This window comes from Stenotrophomonas sp. YJH_SMC_25, from assembly GCF_059369595.1.
Genome location: NZ_JCAFSV010000001.1, coordinates 344,067 through 360,660, shown reverse-complemented (window position 1 = coordinate 360,660; position 16,594 = coordinate 344,067). Strand labels below are relative to the sequence as shown.

At 66.2% G+C, this 16,594-nt stretch carries 17 protein-coding genes and 1 tRNA gene; 12 read left to right on the top strand and 6 right to left on the bottom strand.

The genetic code is table 11. The annotated features are described in order from the left end of the window. Positions 1–65: 65 nt before the first annotated feature. Positions 66–2,174, top strand: a complete 2,109-nt coding sequence (gene pnp, locus AC5P7E_RS01755) for a polyribonucleotide nucleotidyltransferase (RefSeq protein ID WP_005410444.1) — start codon at positions 66–68, stop codon at positions 2,172–2,174. Positions 2,175–2,301: 127 nt separating this feature from the next. On the opposite strand, the gene AC5P7E_RS01750 is transcribed toward pnp, so the two are convergent. After that, positions 2,302–3,288 carry a tetratricopeptide repeat protein gene (locus tag AC5P7E_RS01750; protein ID WP_231347401.1) on the bottom strand — a complete coding sequence of 329 codons (987 nt, stop codon included), beginning with the start codon at positions 3,286–3,288 and terminating at the stop codon, positions 2,302–2,304. 216 nt (positions 3,289–3,504) lie between these two features. Between AC5P7E_RS01750 and AC5P7E_RS01745 the strand changes: the two genes are divergently transcribed. Next, entirely contained in the window at positions 3,505–4,695 is a 1,191-nt protein-coding gene (locus AC5P7E_RS01745; protein WP_114618700.1) for a glycoside hydrolase family 18 protein, read from the top strand. Positions 4,696–4,785: 90 nt separating this feature from the next. Next, positions 4,786–5,178, top strand: a complete 393-nt coding sequence (locus AC5P7E_RS01740) for a VOC family protein (RefSeq protein ID WP_005410442.1) — start codon at positions 4,786–4,788, stop codon at positions 5,176–5,178. A gap of 129 nt (positions 5,179–5,307) precedes the next feature. Here the strand turns inward: AC5P7E_RS01740 and AC5P7E_RS01735 are convergent, their stop codons facing one another. Genes AC5P7E_RS01735 through AC5P7E_RS01725 form a run of 3 tightly spaced genes read right to left on the bottom strand, consistent with a single transcriptional unit; the run spans position 5,308 to position 7,437 of the window. After that, on the bottom strand, positions 5,308–6,867 hold the full coding sequence (locus AC5P7E_RS01735; RefSeq protein ID WP_495222817.1) for a PepSY-associated TM helix domain-containing protein: 1,560 nt from the start codon (positions 6,865–6,867) through the stop codon (positions 5,308–5,310). A gap of 10 nt (positions 6,868–6,877) precedes the next feature. Beyond that, positions 6,878–7,141 (bottom strand): hypothetical protein, encoded by a 264-nt coding sequence (locus tag AC5P7E_RS01730; protein ID WP_005410440.1) that lies wholly within the window; start codon positions 7,139–7,141, stop codon positions 6,878–6,880. Beyond that, positions 7,141–7,437, bottom strand: a complete 297-nt coding sequence (locus tag AC5P7E_RS01725) for a hypothetical protein (RefSeq protein WP_005410439.1) — start codon at positions 7,435–7,437, stop codon at positions 7,141–7,143. Before AC5P7E_RS01725 ends, AC5P7E_RS01730 begins: the two co-directional genes overlap by 1 nt. Before the next feature lie 429 nt (positions 7,438–7,866). On the opposite strand from AC5P7E_RS01725, the gene thrS reads away from it, so the two are divergent. From thrS to AC5P7E_RS01680, 9 genes are all read left to right on the top strand, one after another. Then, positions 7,867–9,768 carry a threonine--tRNA ligase gene (gene thrS / locus AC5P7E_RS01720; protein ID WP_005410438.1) on the top strand — a complete coding sequence of 634 codons (1,902 nt, stop codon included), beginning with the start codon at positions 7,867–7,869 and terminating at the stop codon, positions 9,766–9,768. 48 nt (positions 9,769–9,816) lie between these two features. Further along, entirely contained in the window at positions 9,817–10,359 is a 543-nt protein-coding gene (gene infC / locus AC5P7E_RS01715) for a translation initiation factor IF-3 (RefSeq protein ID WP_005410437.1), read from the top strand. 265 nt (positions 10,360–10,624) lie between these two features. After that, positions 10,625–10,822 carry a 50S ribosomal protein L35 gene (rpmI, locus tag AC5P7E_RS01710; RefSeq protein WP_005410436.1) on the top strand — a complete coding sequence of 66 codons (198 nt, stop codon included), beginning with the start codon at positions 10,625–10,627 and terminating at the stop codon, positions 10,820–10,822. 11 nt (positions 10,823–10,833) lie between these two features. Then, positions 10,834–11,193 (top strand): 50S ribosomal protein L20, encoded by a 360-nt coding sequence (gene rplT, locus AC5P7E_RS01705; RefSeq protein ID WP_005410435.1) that lies wholly within the window; start codon positions 10,834–10,836, stop codon positions 11,191–11,193. A gap of 192 nt (positions 11,194–11,385) precedes the next feature. After that, entirely contained in the window at positions 11,386–12,381 is a 996-nt protein-coding gene (locus AC5P7E_RS01700; RefSeq protein ID WP_005410434.1) for a phenylalanine--tRNA ligase subunit alpha, read from the top strand. Positions 12,382–12,501: 120 nt separating this feature from the next. Further along, on the top strand, positions 12,502–14,883 hold the full coding sequence (gene pheT, locus AC5P7E_RS01695) for a phenylalanine--tRNA ligase subunit beta (RefSeq protein WP_114618702.1): 2,382 nt from the start codon (positions 12,502–12,504) through the stop codon (positions 14,881–14,883). 27 nt (positions 14,884–14,910) lie between these two features. Then, positions 14,911–15,210: an integration host factor subunit alpha gene (locus AC5P7E_RS01690; RefSeq protein ID WP_005410432.1), complete on the top strand. Its 300-nt coding sequence runs from the start codon at positions 14,911–14,913 to the stop codon at positions 15,208–15,210. Next, positions 15,191–15,547, top strand: a complete 357-nt coding sequence (locus AC5P7E_RS01685) for a MerR family transcriptional regulator (protein ID WP_005410431.1) — start codon at positions 15,191–15,193, stop codon at positions 15,545–15,547. Before AC5P7E_RS01690 ends, AC5P7E_RS01685 begins: the two co-directional genes overlap by 20 nt. Before the next feature lie 68 nt (positions 15,548–15,615). Further along, a tRNA-Pro gene (locus AC5P7E_RS01680) sits at positions 15,616–15,692 on the top strand. Positions 15,693–15,757: 65 nt separating this feature from the next. Here AC5P7E_RS01680 and AC5P7E_RS01675 read toward each other — a convergent pair. Beyond that, complete coding sequence (locus tag AC5P7E_RS01675) at positions 15,758–16,198, bottom strand: GNAT family N-acetyltransferase (RefSeq protein WP_005414059.1); 441 nt, start codon at positions 16,196–16,198, stop codon at positions 15,758–15,760. Next, a complete protein-coding gene (locus AC5P7E_RS01670) occupies positions 16,195–16,548 on the bottom strand; it encodes a DUF6713 family protein (RefSeq protein WP_043035591.1) in 354 nt (117 codons plus the stop codon). The genes AC5P7E_RS01675 and AC5P7E_RS01670 overlap by 4 nt, the downstream gene beginning before the upstream one ends. Positions 16,549–16,594: the final 46 nt, after the last annotated feature.

The following is a 16,594-nucleotide window of genomic DNA, read 5'->3' as shown; positions in this document are numbered from 1 at the left end:
ACCCGCTGGCGGCAAGGGTCGCCGACGGTCCAAATTCGCAGACAGCATCCCCAAGGACACCCTCCGTGGCAAAAATCACCAAAACCTTCCAGTACGGCAAGCACACCGTCACGCTTGAGACCGGCGAAGTCGCCCGTCAGGCCAGCGGCGCCGTCATCGTCAAGATGGACGACACCGTACTGCTGGTCACCGCCGTCGCCGCCAAGAGCGCGCGCGAAGGCCAGGACTTCTTCCCGCTGACCGTCGATTATCAGGAAAAGTTCTACGCCGGCGGCCGTATCCCGGGTGGTTTCTTCAAGCGTGAAGGCCGTGCGACCGAGAAGGAAACCCTGATCTCGCGTCTGATCGACCGTCCGATCCGTCCGCTGTTCCCGGAAGACTACAAGAACGAAGTGCAGATCATCGCCACGGTCATGTCGTTGAACCCGGACGTGGACGGCGACATCCCGGCCCTGATCGGTGCCTCCGCTGCCCTGGCCTTGGCCGGCACCCCGTTCATGGGTCCGATCGGCGCTGCCAAGGTCGGTTACAAGAACGGCGAGTACATCCTGAACCCGACCGTCAGCGAACTGGCTGACTCGCAGCTGGAACTGGTCGTCGCCGGTACCTCCAACGCCGTGCTGATGGTTGAATCCGAAGCCGCGCTGCTGTCCGAAGAAGTGATGCTGGGCGCCGTGACCTTCGGTCACCGCGAAATGCAGAAGGTCATCAACGCGATCAACGAGCTGACCGTCGAAGCCGGCACCAAGCCGTCGACCTGGGAAGCCCCGGCCAAGAACGACGCGCTGATCTCCGCCCTGAAGGAAGCCATCGGCCCGCGCCTGGGCGAAGCCTTCCAGGTGCGTGACAAGCTGCAGCGCCGTGACGCCATCTCGGCAATCAAGAAGGACGTGTTCGAAACCCTGGCTGGCCGCGTGGCCGCCGAAGGCTGGAACCCGGCCGAGCTGTCGAAGGAATTCGGCGAGCTGGAATACCGCACCATGCGTGACTCGGTGCTGGACACCAAGGTCCGTATCGACGGCCGTGCGCTGGACACCGTCCGCCCGATCGCCGTGAAGACCGGCGTGCTGCCGCGTACCCACGGTTCCTCGCTGTTCACCCGTGGCGAAACCCAGGCCATCGTGACCATCACCCTGGGCACCGCCCGTGACGGTCAGGTCATCGACGCCGTTGCCGGTGAGTACAAGGAAAACTTCCTGTTCCACTACAACTTCCCCCCGTTCTCGGTGGGTGAGTGCGGCCGCATGATGGGCCCGAAGCGCCGCGAAATCGGCCACGGTCGCCTGGCCAAGCGCGGCGTGCTGGCTGTCATGCCGTCGCTGGAAGCCTTCCCGTACACCATCCGCGTCGTCTCGGAAATCACCGAGTCGAACGGTTCCTCGTCGATGGCCTCGGTCTGCGGCTCGTCGCTGGCCCTGATGGACGCCGGCGTGCCGGTGAAGGCTCCGGTGGCCGGTATCGCCATGGGCCTGGTCAAGGAAGGCGAGCGCTTCGTCGTCCTGTCCGACATCCTGGGTGACGAAGATCACCTGGGCGACATGGACTTCAAGGTCGCCGGTACCGCTGAGGGCATTTCCGCCCTGCAGATGGACATCAAGATCGAAGGCATCACCGAAGAGATCATGAAGCAGGCCCTGCAGCAGGCGAAGGCTGGCCGTCTGCACATCCTGGGCGAAATGGCCCACGGCCTGACCGCTCCGCGTGAAGAGCTGTCGGACTACGCGCCGCGCCTGCTGACCATCAAGATCCACCCGGACAAGATCCGCGAAGTGATCGGCAAGGGTGGTTCGACCATCCAGGCCATCACCAAGGAAACCGGCACCCAGATCGACATCCAGGACGACGGCACCATCGTCATCGCTTCGGTCAACGCCATCGCTGCGCAGGCCGCCAAGGCCCGCATCGAGCAGATCACCTCGGACGTCGAACCGGGCCGCATCTATGAAGGCAAGGTCGCCAAGATCATGGACTTCGGTGCGTTCGTCACCATCCTGCCGGGCAAGGACGGTCTGGTCCACGTGTCGCAGATCTCCAGCGATCGCGTCGAGAAGGTCGGCGACGTGCTGAAGGAAGGCGATGTGGTCAAGGTCAAGGTGCTGGAAGTCGACAAGCAGGGCCGTATCCGCCTGTCGATGAAGGCCGTGGAAGAAGGCGACGCCGCCAGCGCCGAGTAATCGGTATTGCTGATTGTGCGGTGGGTGAGGACCGTTGGTCCTCACGCTTTCGCAAATGAAAAAGCGGGCTTCGGCCCGCTTTTTCTTTGCCTGGAATCCTGTGGATGAGGACCGTTGGTCCTTGCACTTACGCGCCTTCTTCGTCCTCCCCCAGCCACCAGACCTGGCCTGGCTCCGGGGCGCTCATCGGGTGCTCGCGCTGTTCGATGGCCTCCAGCACCCGGCTGGGGGCTGCAGCGACCCACACCGCCATGAGCTTTTCCACCGCAGCCCGGCCCTGTGCGGCCACGCCGAGGTCACGTTCGCGTCTCCATTGGTCTTCATCTAGCGCCTCATCACCATGCTGGTGCGGCGTGCCGTAGCTGCAGCGGCGGCACAGCCGGCGCACGGTGGCCGTCCAGTCCTCGACCATGCCGATGCCTGGCAGCGTGATGGCCTCCAGGGCAGCGATGTCATCGGCCGAATCACACTGCACGAACACGGTGAAGGTCGTCATGTCCGATGCCTGCAGGCGCTGCATCGCGTTGAACACCGGCACCTGGCGCTCGCCGTAGGTGCGATGGCCGGTTGATGCGCCGTCGTGCAGCACGGTGTCGCCGAAGCGGAAGCCGCTTTCGGGCAGCGGTACGTTGTCGATGCGTGCACGCACCGGATCAATGCGGCTCATATACACCACTTCGGCATCGGACCACGGTGCCAAGCGCACACAGGCCACGCCGAAGTTGCCCTCGATCGGACCTTCGCCCTCGGGCAGGGTGATGCCACAGCGGGCCCATTGGCGGCGCGCTTCGGCCCAGTCACCGGCGCCGGTGGCGGCGATACCGGCATTCCACGCGGTGGCTTCATCGAACTCGCCGCGCAGCTGTTCTGATTGCCGGTTGTCCTGCAGCGAGGCAGCCCAGTCGCGCAGGTATTTGTGCGCCAATCCGCGCATGTAATGCAGATACGGCACTTCGGGAGCGAGTGCGATCAGCTCGCCGAACAGAGCCACTGCCTGCTGCAGGTCGCCCTCGCGGAAAACGGCGTAGGCGCGTGCCTCCAGTGCCTGGTGTTCGTCGAGGATTTCGTCGTCCAGCAGGTCGCCGTCGTCAATGTCGTTGTGGTCGGTGCTCATGTCCATGCACGGTTGGAGGTCCGCGGCTACCTTAGCCGATGCATGGGAGACCGGCGTCGGTGTGTGTCCTGCTGCAGTGCATGACGGCAATCGCATGTCTGCCCCGATGTCGTCAAGGGATGCGGCGTGCCTGTCCACTGGACGACATGCCGCGACAACCGTCCCACAGCCCCATCCGTTTGCTAACGTGGCTGCGCCTTCGAACCGGGAGATCCCATGTTCCGCCAGACCGTGGCTGTCCTTGCCGTGCTGATTGCCGGTGCCTTGCCCATTGCCGTGCATGCGGCGCCCGCGCAGCCACCGATCTTCGGTGCCTACTACCCCGGTGGTTCGGCCGAGCGCTACCCGGTGTCGAGCATTCCGGCCGAGCGCCTCACCCATCTGTTCTACGCGTTCTCCACCATCGAGGACGGGCGCTGCACGATCGGTGCCGAAGCGCCGAAGAATTTCGCGGCGCTGGCCGAGCTGAAGAAGGCGCACCCGCATCTGCGCACGCTGATCTCAATTGGCGGATGGGGCGCAGGTGGATTCTCCGATGCAGCGCTGACCGAGGCCAGCCGCAAGCGCCTGGTCGACTCGTGCATGGCGCTGTTCTTCGACCGCCATGCCGGCAGCTTCGATGGCGTGGACATCGACTGGGAGTTCCCGGTCAGTGGCGGACCGAAGGAGCTGGCGCACCGCCCGCAGGATCGCGCCAACCTGACCCGGCTCGCGCAGGCGTTCCGCGTCGCACTCGACGCGCACGGGCGCAAGGAGCGACAGCCGATGCTGCTGACCGCCGCGCTGGCCGCCGGTCGCCTGCAGACCGATGGCCCCTACGATCCAGCAGCGAGCTACGACCTGCCGGCGTTGGCCAAGGTGTTCGATTTCATCAACCTGATGAGCTACGACATGGGCACCGGTTTCTCGGCGGTGTCGACCTTCAATGCGCCGCTGCATGAAGTGCCGGCCGATCCGCTGGCCCCGGAGCTGCGGCGCTGGAACAACGTGGCCGGCGCGGTGCAGTACTACCGCGAGCACGGCGTGCCGGCCGATAAACTGGTGCTGGGCGTACCGTTCTACGGGCGCGGCTTCAAGGTCACCGGCGATGCAGCGGATGGTCTGTACCAGTCCTACAGTGCGCCGGCCGATGCCGGCGACTGGCGGGTGATCAAGGCGCGCTATCTCGATCAGCCGGGTTGGACGAAACACTGGCAGCCGCAGGCGCAGAGCCCGTGGCTGTACAACGCCGGGCAGAAGATCTTCATCAGCTATGAAGACCCGCGCTCGATCGGCCTGCGTGCGCAGTTCGCCCGCGAGCAGGGCCTGGCCGGGGTGTTCATGTGGGAGCTGACCGGCGACGACGAACAGGCCAGCCTGCTCAACGCCATGCTGGGCCCGTGGCAGAAGGCGCGCATCGGCGATTGAGCTGCATCAGGCGATGCCCGGCGCAATGCCGCAACGCCATTGGCCCAACCCCGCACAGCATGGCCACGCCCGCAGCGTTACGCTGCGGGCATGATCCATCTTGAACGCCTGGACCACCTGGTCCTCACCGTCGCCGACATCGACCGCAGCTGTGATTTCTACCAGCGCGTGCTCGGCATGCAGGTCGTGCGCTTCGGCGCGGGTCGTACCGCGTTGCAGTTCGGCCAGCAGAAGATCAATCTGCATGCGGCCAGTGCCCCGCTGCAGCCGCATGCGCTGCGGCCCACGCCGGGCAGTGCCGACCTGTGCCTGGTCACGCGCATGGCGACAGTCGATGTGCTGTCCCACCTGCAGGCGCAGTCCGTTGCAGTGGAGGAGGGGCCGGTTGCGCGCACCGGTGCGCTGGGGCCGATCGAATCGGTGTATTTCCGCGACCCGGATGGCAACCTGATCGAAGTGAGTCGTTACCCCGGCGAGGCATGATCCTGCTCGGGTAGCGTCGAGCTTGCTCGACGGTGCTTGGCGCGAAATCAACAGCTGTCGAGCAAGCTCGACGCTACAGGGAGCGTTGCGCGCAATGGCAGGTAGCGCCGGGGCATGCCCGGCGAAGGTTCAGTTGGCCCAGACGCTGTTGGGATCGCCGTTGCGGGCGCGGCGCTGGCTGGCCACTGCCAGGCGGGCAAAGCCGAAGGCCATGGCCAGCGCGATGGCGTCGACCCAGAACAGCGGCCAGTGGCCACGCGCGGCGGCGCGCCACAGCCAGTCACCATTGAGTGCGCCGTGCAGCACCGGTACCAGCGCGGTACTGATCGCCGCCGCCCACAGCAACTCGCGTGCGGCCTGCGCCGGGCGTCGCAGCGCGGCCCACAGCGCACAGGCCGCCCAACTGCCGAAGCAGGCCCAGCGGATGCCGCGATCGACCGCTGTCGGCGCCAGCCGCTCCAGCACCAGCGCGGTGACGAACGCGACCGAGATCGCCACGCACAGGCCGATGCACACGCCGACCGTCGCCCGCGCCATGTTCACCCCGGCGCGCGGCTGCTGCGGCTGGCGACGCTTGCGCCGCGACTCGATCCACAGCAGGTTGCCCGAATAGAACAGGAACGCACCGCCAAGGCCGAGCAGGAAGTACAGCCAGACCACCACGCCGTTGCCGAGTTCGCCGAAGTGCAGCGCGTAGGCGGCGCTGAGCGTGGCGTGGTTGGCGTCGCGCTGGCCCGGCAGCTGCGAGGCCAGAACGTCGCCGGTGGCCACGTCCAGCGCCACCGCGCCAAGCGGGCCGAGCGTACCGGTGGATTCGCCGGTGATCTCGATGGTGGCATTGGCATCGCCGGCATTGGCCAGCTTCAGGTAGGCCGGCTCGAAGTTGGCCACGCCCTGTGCGCGGGCGACTTCAAGCGCGCGCGCATGCAGCACGCGCAGGCTGCCCGGCGGTGCCGGAATGCCACTGGCATCGCGCACGGGCGCGGTGTCCATCGCCGTCGGCACCGCCTGCAGCGCCTTGCCGTCGTAGATCAACGGGTTGAGCAGGGCCATCTGCACGAACACCAGGCAGAGCAGGGCACCAGTGACCGCGAACATCAGGTGGAAAGGCAGGCTGAGCACGCCGATCACGTTGTGCGCGTCCTGCCACAGCTGCTTCAGGTTGCGGCCAGGACGCAGCGCGAACAGGTCGCCGAGCAGCTTCGGCAGATGGATCACCAGGCCGCTGAGCAGTGCCATGCCGTACAGCAGGCTGACAATGCCCATCACGTAGATCCCGGCTACGGGCAGGCCGAGGCTGTAATGGAGCTCGTTGACCAGTTCGGCCAGTCCGGTCTGCGGTGGTGTGGGGCTGCCGGCGATCTGGCCGGGCCAGGCATAGCGCCAGCTGCCGTCATCGGCCTGCCAGTACGCAAGCGGCTGCGGGTGTTCGGCGCCGGGGAAAGTCATGCCGACGTGGCGGCGTGCCTCCGGATGCGCAGTCAGCACGTCTTCCAGCAGGTACTGCGCATCGTCCAGCCCGGCGGGCAGTGCGGTGGCGGCTCCCGGCGTCTGCCACAGTGGCAGGTCGTGATGGAACAGGGTCAGCGCTCCTGCGTAGAAGGCCACGAACAGGCCGAAGCCGGCCACCAGGCCGACCCAGGTATGCAGGGTGGTGAACGTGCGCAGGGTCTGCGAACTGAACTTCATGGGAGAGGTCTCATTGCACTGCGCCGGTCAGGCGCAGCAGCCCGAGCATGGCGAAGCCGGCGGCGGCGCTGCCACCCAGCACCAGCCAGGCGCGCAGCGCGCTGCGGAAACTGAACGCCCACAGGGCGGCCAGCATCCACAGCGGGATGAAAGCGATCAGGGTCGGCACCAGCGCCCGCTGCCAGGGGCCGGGCGGTACCCATGCCAGCAGGCCGGTCGCGGCCGCGGCCAGGAGGAAGCCGGCCACGGTGCCAGCGAAGGCGCGCGGCCACATCAGGGCGACTCCGTGCCGGGACGGTGCCAGGCGGCCAGCGCCGGCAACAGCATCGCGGCCAGCATCCAGGTGCACAACATCGCCACCAGGCCGGCGGCAAAGCCGAGCTCGGCCATCCACAGCCACAGCGCGGCGGCAGCGGCGACCAGGCCGATCTGGCGGCCCAGGCGGCCGGCGCGGCGCAGGCGCGGCCAGCGGCAATGCGGCGAAGCGGCATAGAAGGCCAGCGCCGAGAACATCGCTGCCAGCATGCCCAGGCTGCAGAAGCCGAGCGTGGAAAGGCCGACGGTGATCATTGCGGGCGGCCGGCGCGGCAGCGGGCCGGCGAACGCGGGGCACGGGCGGGGCCGGCGGAAGCCGGTCGGAGCGGGTGGCGCATCACGGGGTCCTGGGGGAAAGCGGGCAGGCTGGCACGGAGCGGCCTGCGCCGACATGGTAATCATTGCAATTTCACGCCGCCAGCGAGGCACATTCAGCCGACCGTACGGTAGCCCTTGGGCTTTCCTGTGCGCTGGTTTAAGATCATCGTAGAACCCTGACTGGAACAAGGTGGCCCGCGCCCAGCGCCGGCCGAGCGTGCGACATGAGCACTACCACCGCCCACTGTTGACCTGCCCCCGAAGGCCCTGTGTTCCAGGCGCCCTCGCGGCGCTTTTTTATTGCCCGGGCGCCGCCCCGGGAACGCTTTCCAGCCCGCCCAGCGGGCCCCGCACGAAGCCACTGCGATGATCAACATTACTCTTCCCGACGGCAGCCGCCGCGAATTTGAAAACCCCGTCAGCGTCATGGAGGTCGCCCAGTCGATCGGCGCCGGCCTGGCCAAGGCCACCATCGCCGGTGCCGTGGATGGCGTGCTGGTCGATGCCAGCGACGTCATCGACCACGATGCCAGCCTGCGCATCATCACCGCCAAGGACGAGGAGGGCGTGGAGATCATCCGCCACTCCTGCGCCCACCTGGTCGGCCACGCCGTCAAGCAGCTCTACCCGGACGTGAAGATGGTGATCGGCCCGGTGATCGCCGAAGGCTTCTATTACGACATCTACTCCGAGCGCCCGTTCACCCCGGACGACATGGCCGCGATCGAGAAGCGCATGGGCGAGCTGATCGCCCAGGACTACGACGTCATCAAGAAGATGACCCCGCGCGCCGAAGTGATCGAGATCTTCAAGGCCCGTGGCGAGGACTACAAGCTGCGCCTGATCGAGGACATGTCCGACGACATCCAGGCGATGGGCATGTACTACCACCAGGAATACGTGGACATGTGCCGTGGCCCGCACGTGCCGAACACGCGCTTCCTGAAGGCCTTCAAGCTGACCCGCATCTCCGGCGCCTACTGGCGCGGCGACGCGCAGAACGAGCAGCTGCAGCGCATCTACGGCACCGCCTGGGCCGACAAGAAGCAGCTCGAGGCGTACATCAAGCGCATCGAAGAAGCTGAAATGCGCGACCACCGCCGCATCGGCAAGCAGCAGGACCTGTTCCACCTGCAGGAAGAAGCACCGGGCCTGGTGTTCTGGCACCCGAAGGGCTGGGCGCTGTGGCAGGTGGTCGAGCAGTACATGCGCAAGGTCTACCGCAACAGCGGCTATGGCGAAGTGCGCTGCCCGCAGATCCTGGACGTGAGCCTGTGGAAGAAGTCCGGTCACTGGGACAACTACCAGGACAACATGTTCTTCACCGAATCGGAGAAGCGCACGTACGCGGTCAAGCCGATGAACTGCCCGGGCCACATCCAGGTGTTCAACCAGGGCCTGCACAGCTACCGCGACCTGCCGATCCGCTATGGTGAGTTCGGTTCCTGCCATCGCAACGAGCCGTCCGGCGCGCTGCACGGCATCCTGCGCGTGCGTGGCTTCACCCAGGACGACGGCCACGTGTTCTGCACGGAAAACCAGATCGAGTCGGAAGTGACGGCCTTCCACCAGCAGGCGCTGGCGGTCTACCAGCACTTCGGTTTCGACGAGATCCAGATCAAGATCGCACTGCGCCCGGAATCGCGCCTGGGTGACGACGCCACCTGGGACAAGGCCGAAGGCGCGCTGCGCTCGGCGCTGACCGCCTGTGGCGTGGAATGGCAGGAGCTGCCGGGCGAGGGCGCCTTCTACGGCCCGAAGATCGAGTACCACCTGAAGGATGCCATCGGCCGTACCTGGCAGCTGGGCACCATGCAGGTGGACTTCATGATGCCGGGCCGCCTGGGTGCCGAGTACGTGGACGAGAACAGCCAGAAGAAGCACCCGGTCATGCTGCACCGCGCCATCGTCGGCTCGATGGAGCGCTTCCTGGGCATCCTGATCGAGCACCATGCCGGCCAGTTCCCGGCCTGGCTGGCGCCGACCCAGGTGGTGGTGGCCAACATCACCGACGCCCAGGCCGACTACGTCTCGGGCGTGACCAAAACCCTTGCGGAGCAAGGCTTCCGCGTCAGCTCGGATTTGCGTAACGAGAAGATCGGCTATAAAATCCGCGAGCATACGTTGCAGCGCGTGCCCTACCTGCTGGTCATCGGTGACCGCGAGAAGGAAAATGGGGCTGTGGCGGTGCGTACGCGTTCTGGCGAAGACCTGGGCAGCATGAGCCTGCAGGCCTTCATCGAGCGGCTCCACGCCGAGGGCGCGTAAGCAAAGGTCCGGTCCGGGCGCACAGGCACCCGGACCGGTTCGATACCCTTGGGAGAACGTAATATCAGCACCCCTGACAACAAACAGAACCGCAAGAATCAGGAAATCCGTGTGCCGCGCGTCCGCGTGATCGGCAGTGACGGAGAAATGATCGGCGTGTTGTCGCGCGACGAAGCGCTGTCCATGGCCGAAGATGAAGGCCTGGACCTGGTCGAGATCCAGCCGCAGGCCGATCCGCCGGTCTGCAAGATCATGGACTTCGGCAAGTTCAAGTTCGAAGCGCAGAAGAAGGCCAGCGAGGCCAAGAAGAAGACCAAGCAGGTCGAGATCAAGGAAGTGAAGTTCCGTCCGGTCACGGACGAGGGCGACTACCAGATCAAGCTGCGCAAGATGCGCGGGTTCCTCGAAGATGGTGACAAGATCAAGGTCAACATCCGTTTCCGTGGCCGTGAAATGAGCCACCAGGAACTGGGCCGCGAAATGGCCAACCGGATCGAGACCGATCTGGGCGAGGACATCGTCATTGAATCCCGTCCGCGCCTGGAAGGGCGTCAGATGGTCATGATGATCGCGCCGAAGAAGAAGACCTGAGGCCTGACGGGCCGCCTTCCGGGGCGCCTGGCTGAAGGGTTCAGGGTAAGGGGGCGCCGCTGGCGTCCCTTTGCTTTTGCAGGACGCCGGTGAATCGCCGGTAAAGGGTTGCAGGGGCTGGTGGCAGGGCGGTTTTGCCTGTATCATGCCCGGCTCGACCCACCCAGGACGGGTCGTACGCCGATCATGGCAGGACGGAAAGAGCGGCCCAGGCCGCCGCCAGATCAGTCAGAAACCAGGGTCATATCCCATCAAGGACATTGCAATGCCCAAGATCAAGACCAACCGGGCAGCGGCCAAGCGTTTCCGCAAGACCGCCTCGGGCAAGTACAAGTGCGGCCACGCCAACCGTAGCCACATCCTCACGAAGAAAGCGACCAAGCGTAAGCGTAATCTGCGTCAGACGGGCCATGTCCGTGCAGAAGACGCAGGCCGTCTGGACCGCATGCTCCCTTACCTCTGAGGAACTGAAAAATGGCACGAGTTAAGCGTGGCGTACAGGCGCGTCGCCGCCACAAGAAAATCCTGGATCTCGCCAAGGGCTATTACAACGCCCGCCGCAAGGTCTTCCGCGTCGCCAAGCAGGCGGTCATCAAGGCACAGCAGTACGCCTACATCGGCCGTAAGCAGAAGAAGCGCAACTTCCGTTCGCTGTGGATCACCCGTATCAATGCGGCTGCCCGCATCAACGGCCTGAGCTACAGCCGCTTCATGAACGGTCTGCTGAAGGCCGGCATCACCCTGGATCGCAAGGTCCTGGCTGACATCGCCGTGCACGACGCAGCCGGTTTTGCTGCGCTGGCCGAAAAGGCCAAGGGCGCGCTGGCGGCATAAGTCCTTCCCGATGCCGTAACCGTTCACTCGGACGGTGTCAGGTCAAGGCAATGCATGGGGAAGGGCGCAAGTCCTTCCCCATTCTTTTTTGGGTCCCGGCGAGGCCACGACGGCAGCGCGGGGACGGCGGTGGCGACAGGGGTCGGCCCTTCGCGCATCGCGATGGCAGATCGACTGGAGTTCCAGCCCCCCATGAGCGACATCCAATCCCTCACCACCCAGGCGCTGGCCGATGTGGCCGCCGCACAGAGCCCCGACGTGCTGGAGCAGCTGCGCGTGGCCCTGCTTGGCAAGAGCGGCAGCATCACCTCGCAGCTCAAGCAGCTCGGTGCCCTGCCGGCCGACGAGCGCAAGGCCGCCGGTGAAGCGATCAACCAGGCCCGCGACGTGCTGACCCGCGCGCTGGGCGAGCGCAAGGCGCTGCTGGAAGACGCGGCACTGGATGCGCGCCTGGCCGCCGAAGCCATCGACATCACCCTGCCGGGCCGCAATGGCGACCGTGCCGGCCTGCACCCGATCACCCGCACACTGGAGCGCATCACCGGCATCTTCGGCCGGCTGGGCTACGAGCTGTCGGAAGGGCCGGAGATCGAGGACGACTGGCACAACTTCGAGGCGCTGAACTTCCCGCCGCACCACCCGGCGCGCGCCATGCACGACACCTTCTACTTCGGCGACGGCCGCCTCCTGCGTACGCATACCTCCGGTGTGCAGGTGCGCTACATGGGCGACCACGCGCCGCCGCTGCGCATGATCGCCGCCGGCAAGGTGTACCGCAGCGACAGCGACCAGACCCACTCGCCGATGTTCCACCAGGTGGAAGGCCTGCTGGTCGACGAGCATTCGACCTTCGCCGACCTGAAGGGCACGCTGGCCGAGTTCGTGCGTGCGTTCTTCGAGCGCGATTTCGAGATGCGTTTCCGTCCCAGCTACTTCCCGTTCGTTGAACCGGGCGCGGAAGTGGACATCGCCTGGCAGCAGCCCGATGGCAGCACCCGCTGGCTGGAAGTGCTCGGCTGCGGCATGGTCCATCCGAACGTGCTGCGCAATGTCGGCATCGATCCGGAGCGCTACACCGGCTTCGCCTTCGGCATGGGCGTGGAGCGTTTCGCGATGCTGCGCTACGGCGTCAACGACCTGCGCGCGTTCTTCGAGAACGATGTGCGGTTCCTGAAGCAGTTCGCGTAAGCCGCAACCGTGTAGAGCCGAGCCCTGCTCGGCTGCTTTCTGGATGGACGCCTGCTTGCGCATGCGCTGGGCGACCCCAAAAACCGCAACGGGAGGCACGCCTCCCACCAGGGTGACACCATGAAATTCTCCGAAAACTGGCTGCGCAGCCACGTCCCGACCTCCGCCTCGCGCGATGAGCTGAGCGCGGTGCTGACCGCCATCGGCCTGGAAGTGGAAGAAGTAACCGCGCTTGGCGAAGGCCTCGATCACGTGGTCGTGGCACGCATCGTTGAAGCCGTGCGCCATCCGGAAGCCGACCGCCTGCAGGTGTGCAGGGTCGATGCCGGGCAGGGCGAACTGCTGCAGATCGTGTGCGGCGCACCGAACGCACGCCCGGGCCTGGTCGCGCCGCTGGCGATGGTTGGCGCGCAGATCGGCGAGCTGAAGATCAAGCCGGCCAAGCTGCGTGGCGTCGAGTCCAACGGCATGCTGTGCTCGGCCAAGGAGCTGGGCCTGGACAGCGATGCGTCCGGCCTGCTGGAACTGCCGGACGATGCCCCGATCGGCCAGACCCTGGTCGAGTACCTGGGCCTGCCGGACGCAAGCATCGAGATCAAGCTGACCCCGAACCGCGCCGACTGCTTCAGCCTGCGCGGCATCGCCTACGACGTCGCCGCCGCCACCCGCAGTGAAGTGCTGGACTTCGCGGCCGACGCCATTGCGGCTGTCGGCAGCCGTGAGCTGGCCATCCAGCTCGACGCCGGCGCCGAAGCGCCGCGTTACCTGGGCCGTGTCATCGAAGGCGTCAATGCTGCCGCCAGGACCCCGCTGTGGATGGCCGAGCGCCTGCGCCGCAGCGGCGTGCGTCCGGTCTCGCTGCTGGTCGACATCACCCAGTACGTGATGCTGGAGCTGGGCCAGCCGATGCACGCGTACGACCTGGGCACCCTGCAGGGCAGCATCGCCGTGCGCCGTTCGCGCGCGGGCGAGACGCTGAAGCTGCTGGACGGCCGCGATGCTGCGCTGGACGACAGCTTCCTGGTGGTCACCGATGCTGACCGTGCGGTCGGCCTGGCCGGCCTGATGGGCGGCTTCGACACCCGCGTCACCGACGCGACCACCGCCGTGTTCCTGGAAGCGGCGCACTTCGCGCCGGCCGCGATCATGGGCCGTGGCCGCAAGCTGGGCCTGCACACCGATGCCGGCCATCGCTTCGAGCGTGGCGTCGATCCGGCGCTGCCGCGCACCGCGATCGAGTACGCCACCCGCCTGGTGCTGGACCTGGCCGGCGGTACCCCGGCACCGGTCACCGAGGCCGTGCGTGAAGCCGATCTGCCGCAGCCGGCGACCATCGTGCTGCGCCGCGCCCGCATCACCCGCGTGCTCGGCATCAGCATCGACGATGCCGAAGTCGAGCGCATCCTGCGCGCGCTTGGCATGGACGTGGTTGCTACCGCCGAGGGCTGGCAGGTCACGGCGCCGAGCCGCCGCTTCGACATCGCCATCGAAGAAGACCTGATCGAAGAGCTGGCCCGCATCCACGGTTACGAGCAGATCCCGACCACGCTGCCGGGCGGTGCCTCGCGCGTGGCGATGCCGAGCGAGACCCAGCTGGACGCGCTGAGCGTGCGCCGCCAGCTGATCGCCCGTGACCAGCAGGAAACCGTCAACTTCGCCTTCGTCGACGACGCGCTGCTGACCCAGTGGCAGCTGCGCGACGGTCTGGTGCCGCTGGCCAACCCGCTGTCGGCGGAACTGGCGGTGATGCGTCCGTCGCTGCTGCCGGGCCTGGTCGCCACGCTTGGCCGCAATGCCGCGCGCCAGCTGGGCCGCGTGCGCCTGTTCGAGATCGGCCGTGTGTTTGCCCAGCAGGGCGGAGACGGCCAACCGGCGCCGCTGGAAACCCCGCGCGTGGCCGCTGCGGTCTGCGGTGAGGCGCAGGCGGTGCAGTGGGGTCTGCCGACCCGCAAGGTCGATTTCCATGACCTGAAGGGCGACCTGGAATCGCTGGCGGCTGCCAGTGGCGCGCAGCTGGAGTTCCGTCCGTCGGCCCGCGCCTACGGCCACCCGGCGCGTTCGGCCGAGGTGTTCCGCGATGGCGTGGCCATCGGCTGGATCGGCCAGATCCATCCGCGCCTGGCGCGGGCGATGGAGATCGAGGCCGACGTGTATGCCTTCGAGCTGGACCTGGAGCCGCTGACCGCCCGTCGCCTGCCGCGTGCCGGCGAGCTGTCGCGCTTCCCGGCGGTGCGCCGCGACCTGGCGTTCCTGGTGCCTGAGCAGGTGGCCTGGGCCGACCTGGCGGCCACCGTCCGACAGGCCGCAGGCCCGCTGCTGCGCGACCTGAACCTGTTCGACCGCTATGTTGGCCAGGGCGTCGAGCCGGGCTTCAAGAGTCTCGCTATGGGCTTGATTTTGCAGGACAAGTCGCGCACTCTGACGGACCGCGACGTGGATGCGGTGGTGGCCGAGGCGGTCACTGCCATCGAGCGTGAACACCACGCCCGGATCCGCGGCTGAGCGGGCAGCACTCGGGGGTAGCAGGCAATGGCATTGACCAAGGCGGAGATGGCGGAAAAGCTGTTCGACGAAGTCGGTCTGAACAAGCGTGAAGCCAAGGAATTCGTCGACGCGTTTTTCGATGTGCTGCGTGAAGCATTGGAACAGGGACGTCAGGTGAAGCTGTCGGGCTTCGGTAATTTCGATCTGCGGCGCAAGAACCAGCGCCCGGGTCGCAACCCCAAGACCGGCGAGGAAATTCCGATTTCCGCCCGTACGGTGGTCACCTTCCGTCCGGGCCAGAAGCTCAAGGAGAGGGTGGAGGCTTATGCTGGATCCGGGCAGTAACCGCGAACTACCGCCGATCCCGGCCAAGCGCTACTTCACCATTGGTGAGGTCAGCGAGCTGTGCGACGTCAAGCCGCACGTCCTGCGCTACTGGGAAACCGAGTTTCCCAGCCTTGAGCCGGCCAAGCGCCGAGGCAACCGCCGCTACTACCAGCGCCATGACGTGCTGATGGTGCGGCAGATCCGCAGCCTGCTGTACGAACAGGGCTACACCATCGGTGGTGCCCGCCTGCGCCTGGATGGCCCCGATGCCCGCGAGGAATCGGCGCTGAGCAACCAGATCATCAAGCAGGTGCGCATGGAGCTGGAAGAAGTGCTGCAGTTGTTGCGCCGCTGATCCCATTTCCATCGTAATCCGCTATACTTCACGGCCCGCCGCACTGGCGGGCACATCGCAGCATCAGTCGGGGCGTAGCGCAGCCTGGTAGCGCATCTGCCTGGGGGGCAGAGGGTCGTCGGTTCGAATCCGGCCGTCCCGACCACTGTGATGAATCAAGGAGCCTGCGCAGCAATGCGTGGGCTTTTTTGTGCGTTCTGCAGATGCTGATCAGTCTTCCGCGAAGCGGTAGATGAGTTCCGGATCGCCTTCATCCAGGCCATGCACGATGCCGCTGCCCACGAAGCCGGCGGCAGCGAGCAGGCGTTGCATGCCCGTGTTGGAGGCATTGGTCGAGGTGAACAGCTTGCCGCCACCGCGCCACGTGATCGCGTGCCGCAGCAGGATGGCGCCGATGCCCTGGCTGCGCTGTTCGCGCGCCACCATCAACATTTCAATGAAGGCTTCGCCAAAGAAGTGGTGATGGATGACCAGGTAGCCGACGATCTTGCCGTCCTGCTCGGCGACCTGCACGACGCCGTGCGCCAGCCAGTCGGCAATCTGCATGATCCGCCGTGGATCAGTGGCTGCCACGCTGTCGAGCGCGATCAAGGCATCTGCGTCCTGCGGAATGCCGTCGCGCAGATGCGGAGAAGAGGACGTCCGGTTCATCGCGGGCGCAGCTTCAGCAACAGGCCGCCACCCGACACAAAGCAGGCGAGCAGGACGGCAATCGACAGCGGCAGGTGGAATTCACTGCGACCGAACAGGGCAAAGGCCAGATGGATCAGTGCCGTGCCAATGCCGAGCCCCCCGCACGCCAGTGCATAGCTGCGCGCCGTGGATGTGCCCAGCACGATCTGGCGATAACCCCAAAGCACGGCGCCGACTGCGAACAGGTTGAACAGCAGGAAGCCCTGGATGCCACCGGGGACATGGAACATGGCCCATTCCTGCCAGAACGCAGCGTCGATCTGATGCAGGATCAACGCCAGCAGCGTCGCCAGATACCATCGTTCCATGTCGTGCTCCCTGCCGTGCAGGCCATAGTCTATCGACTCCGCCTGG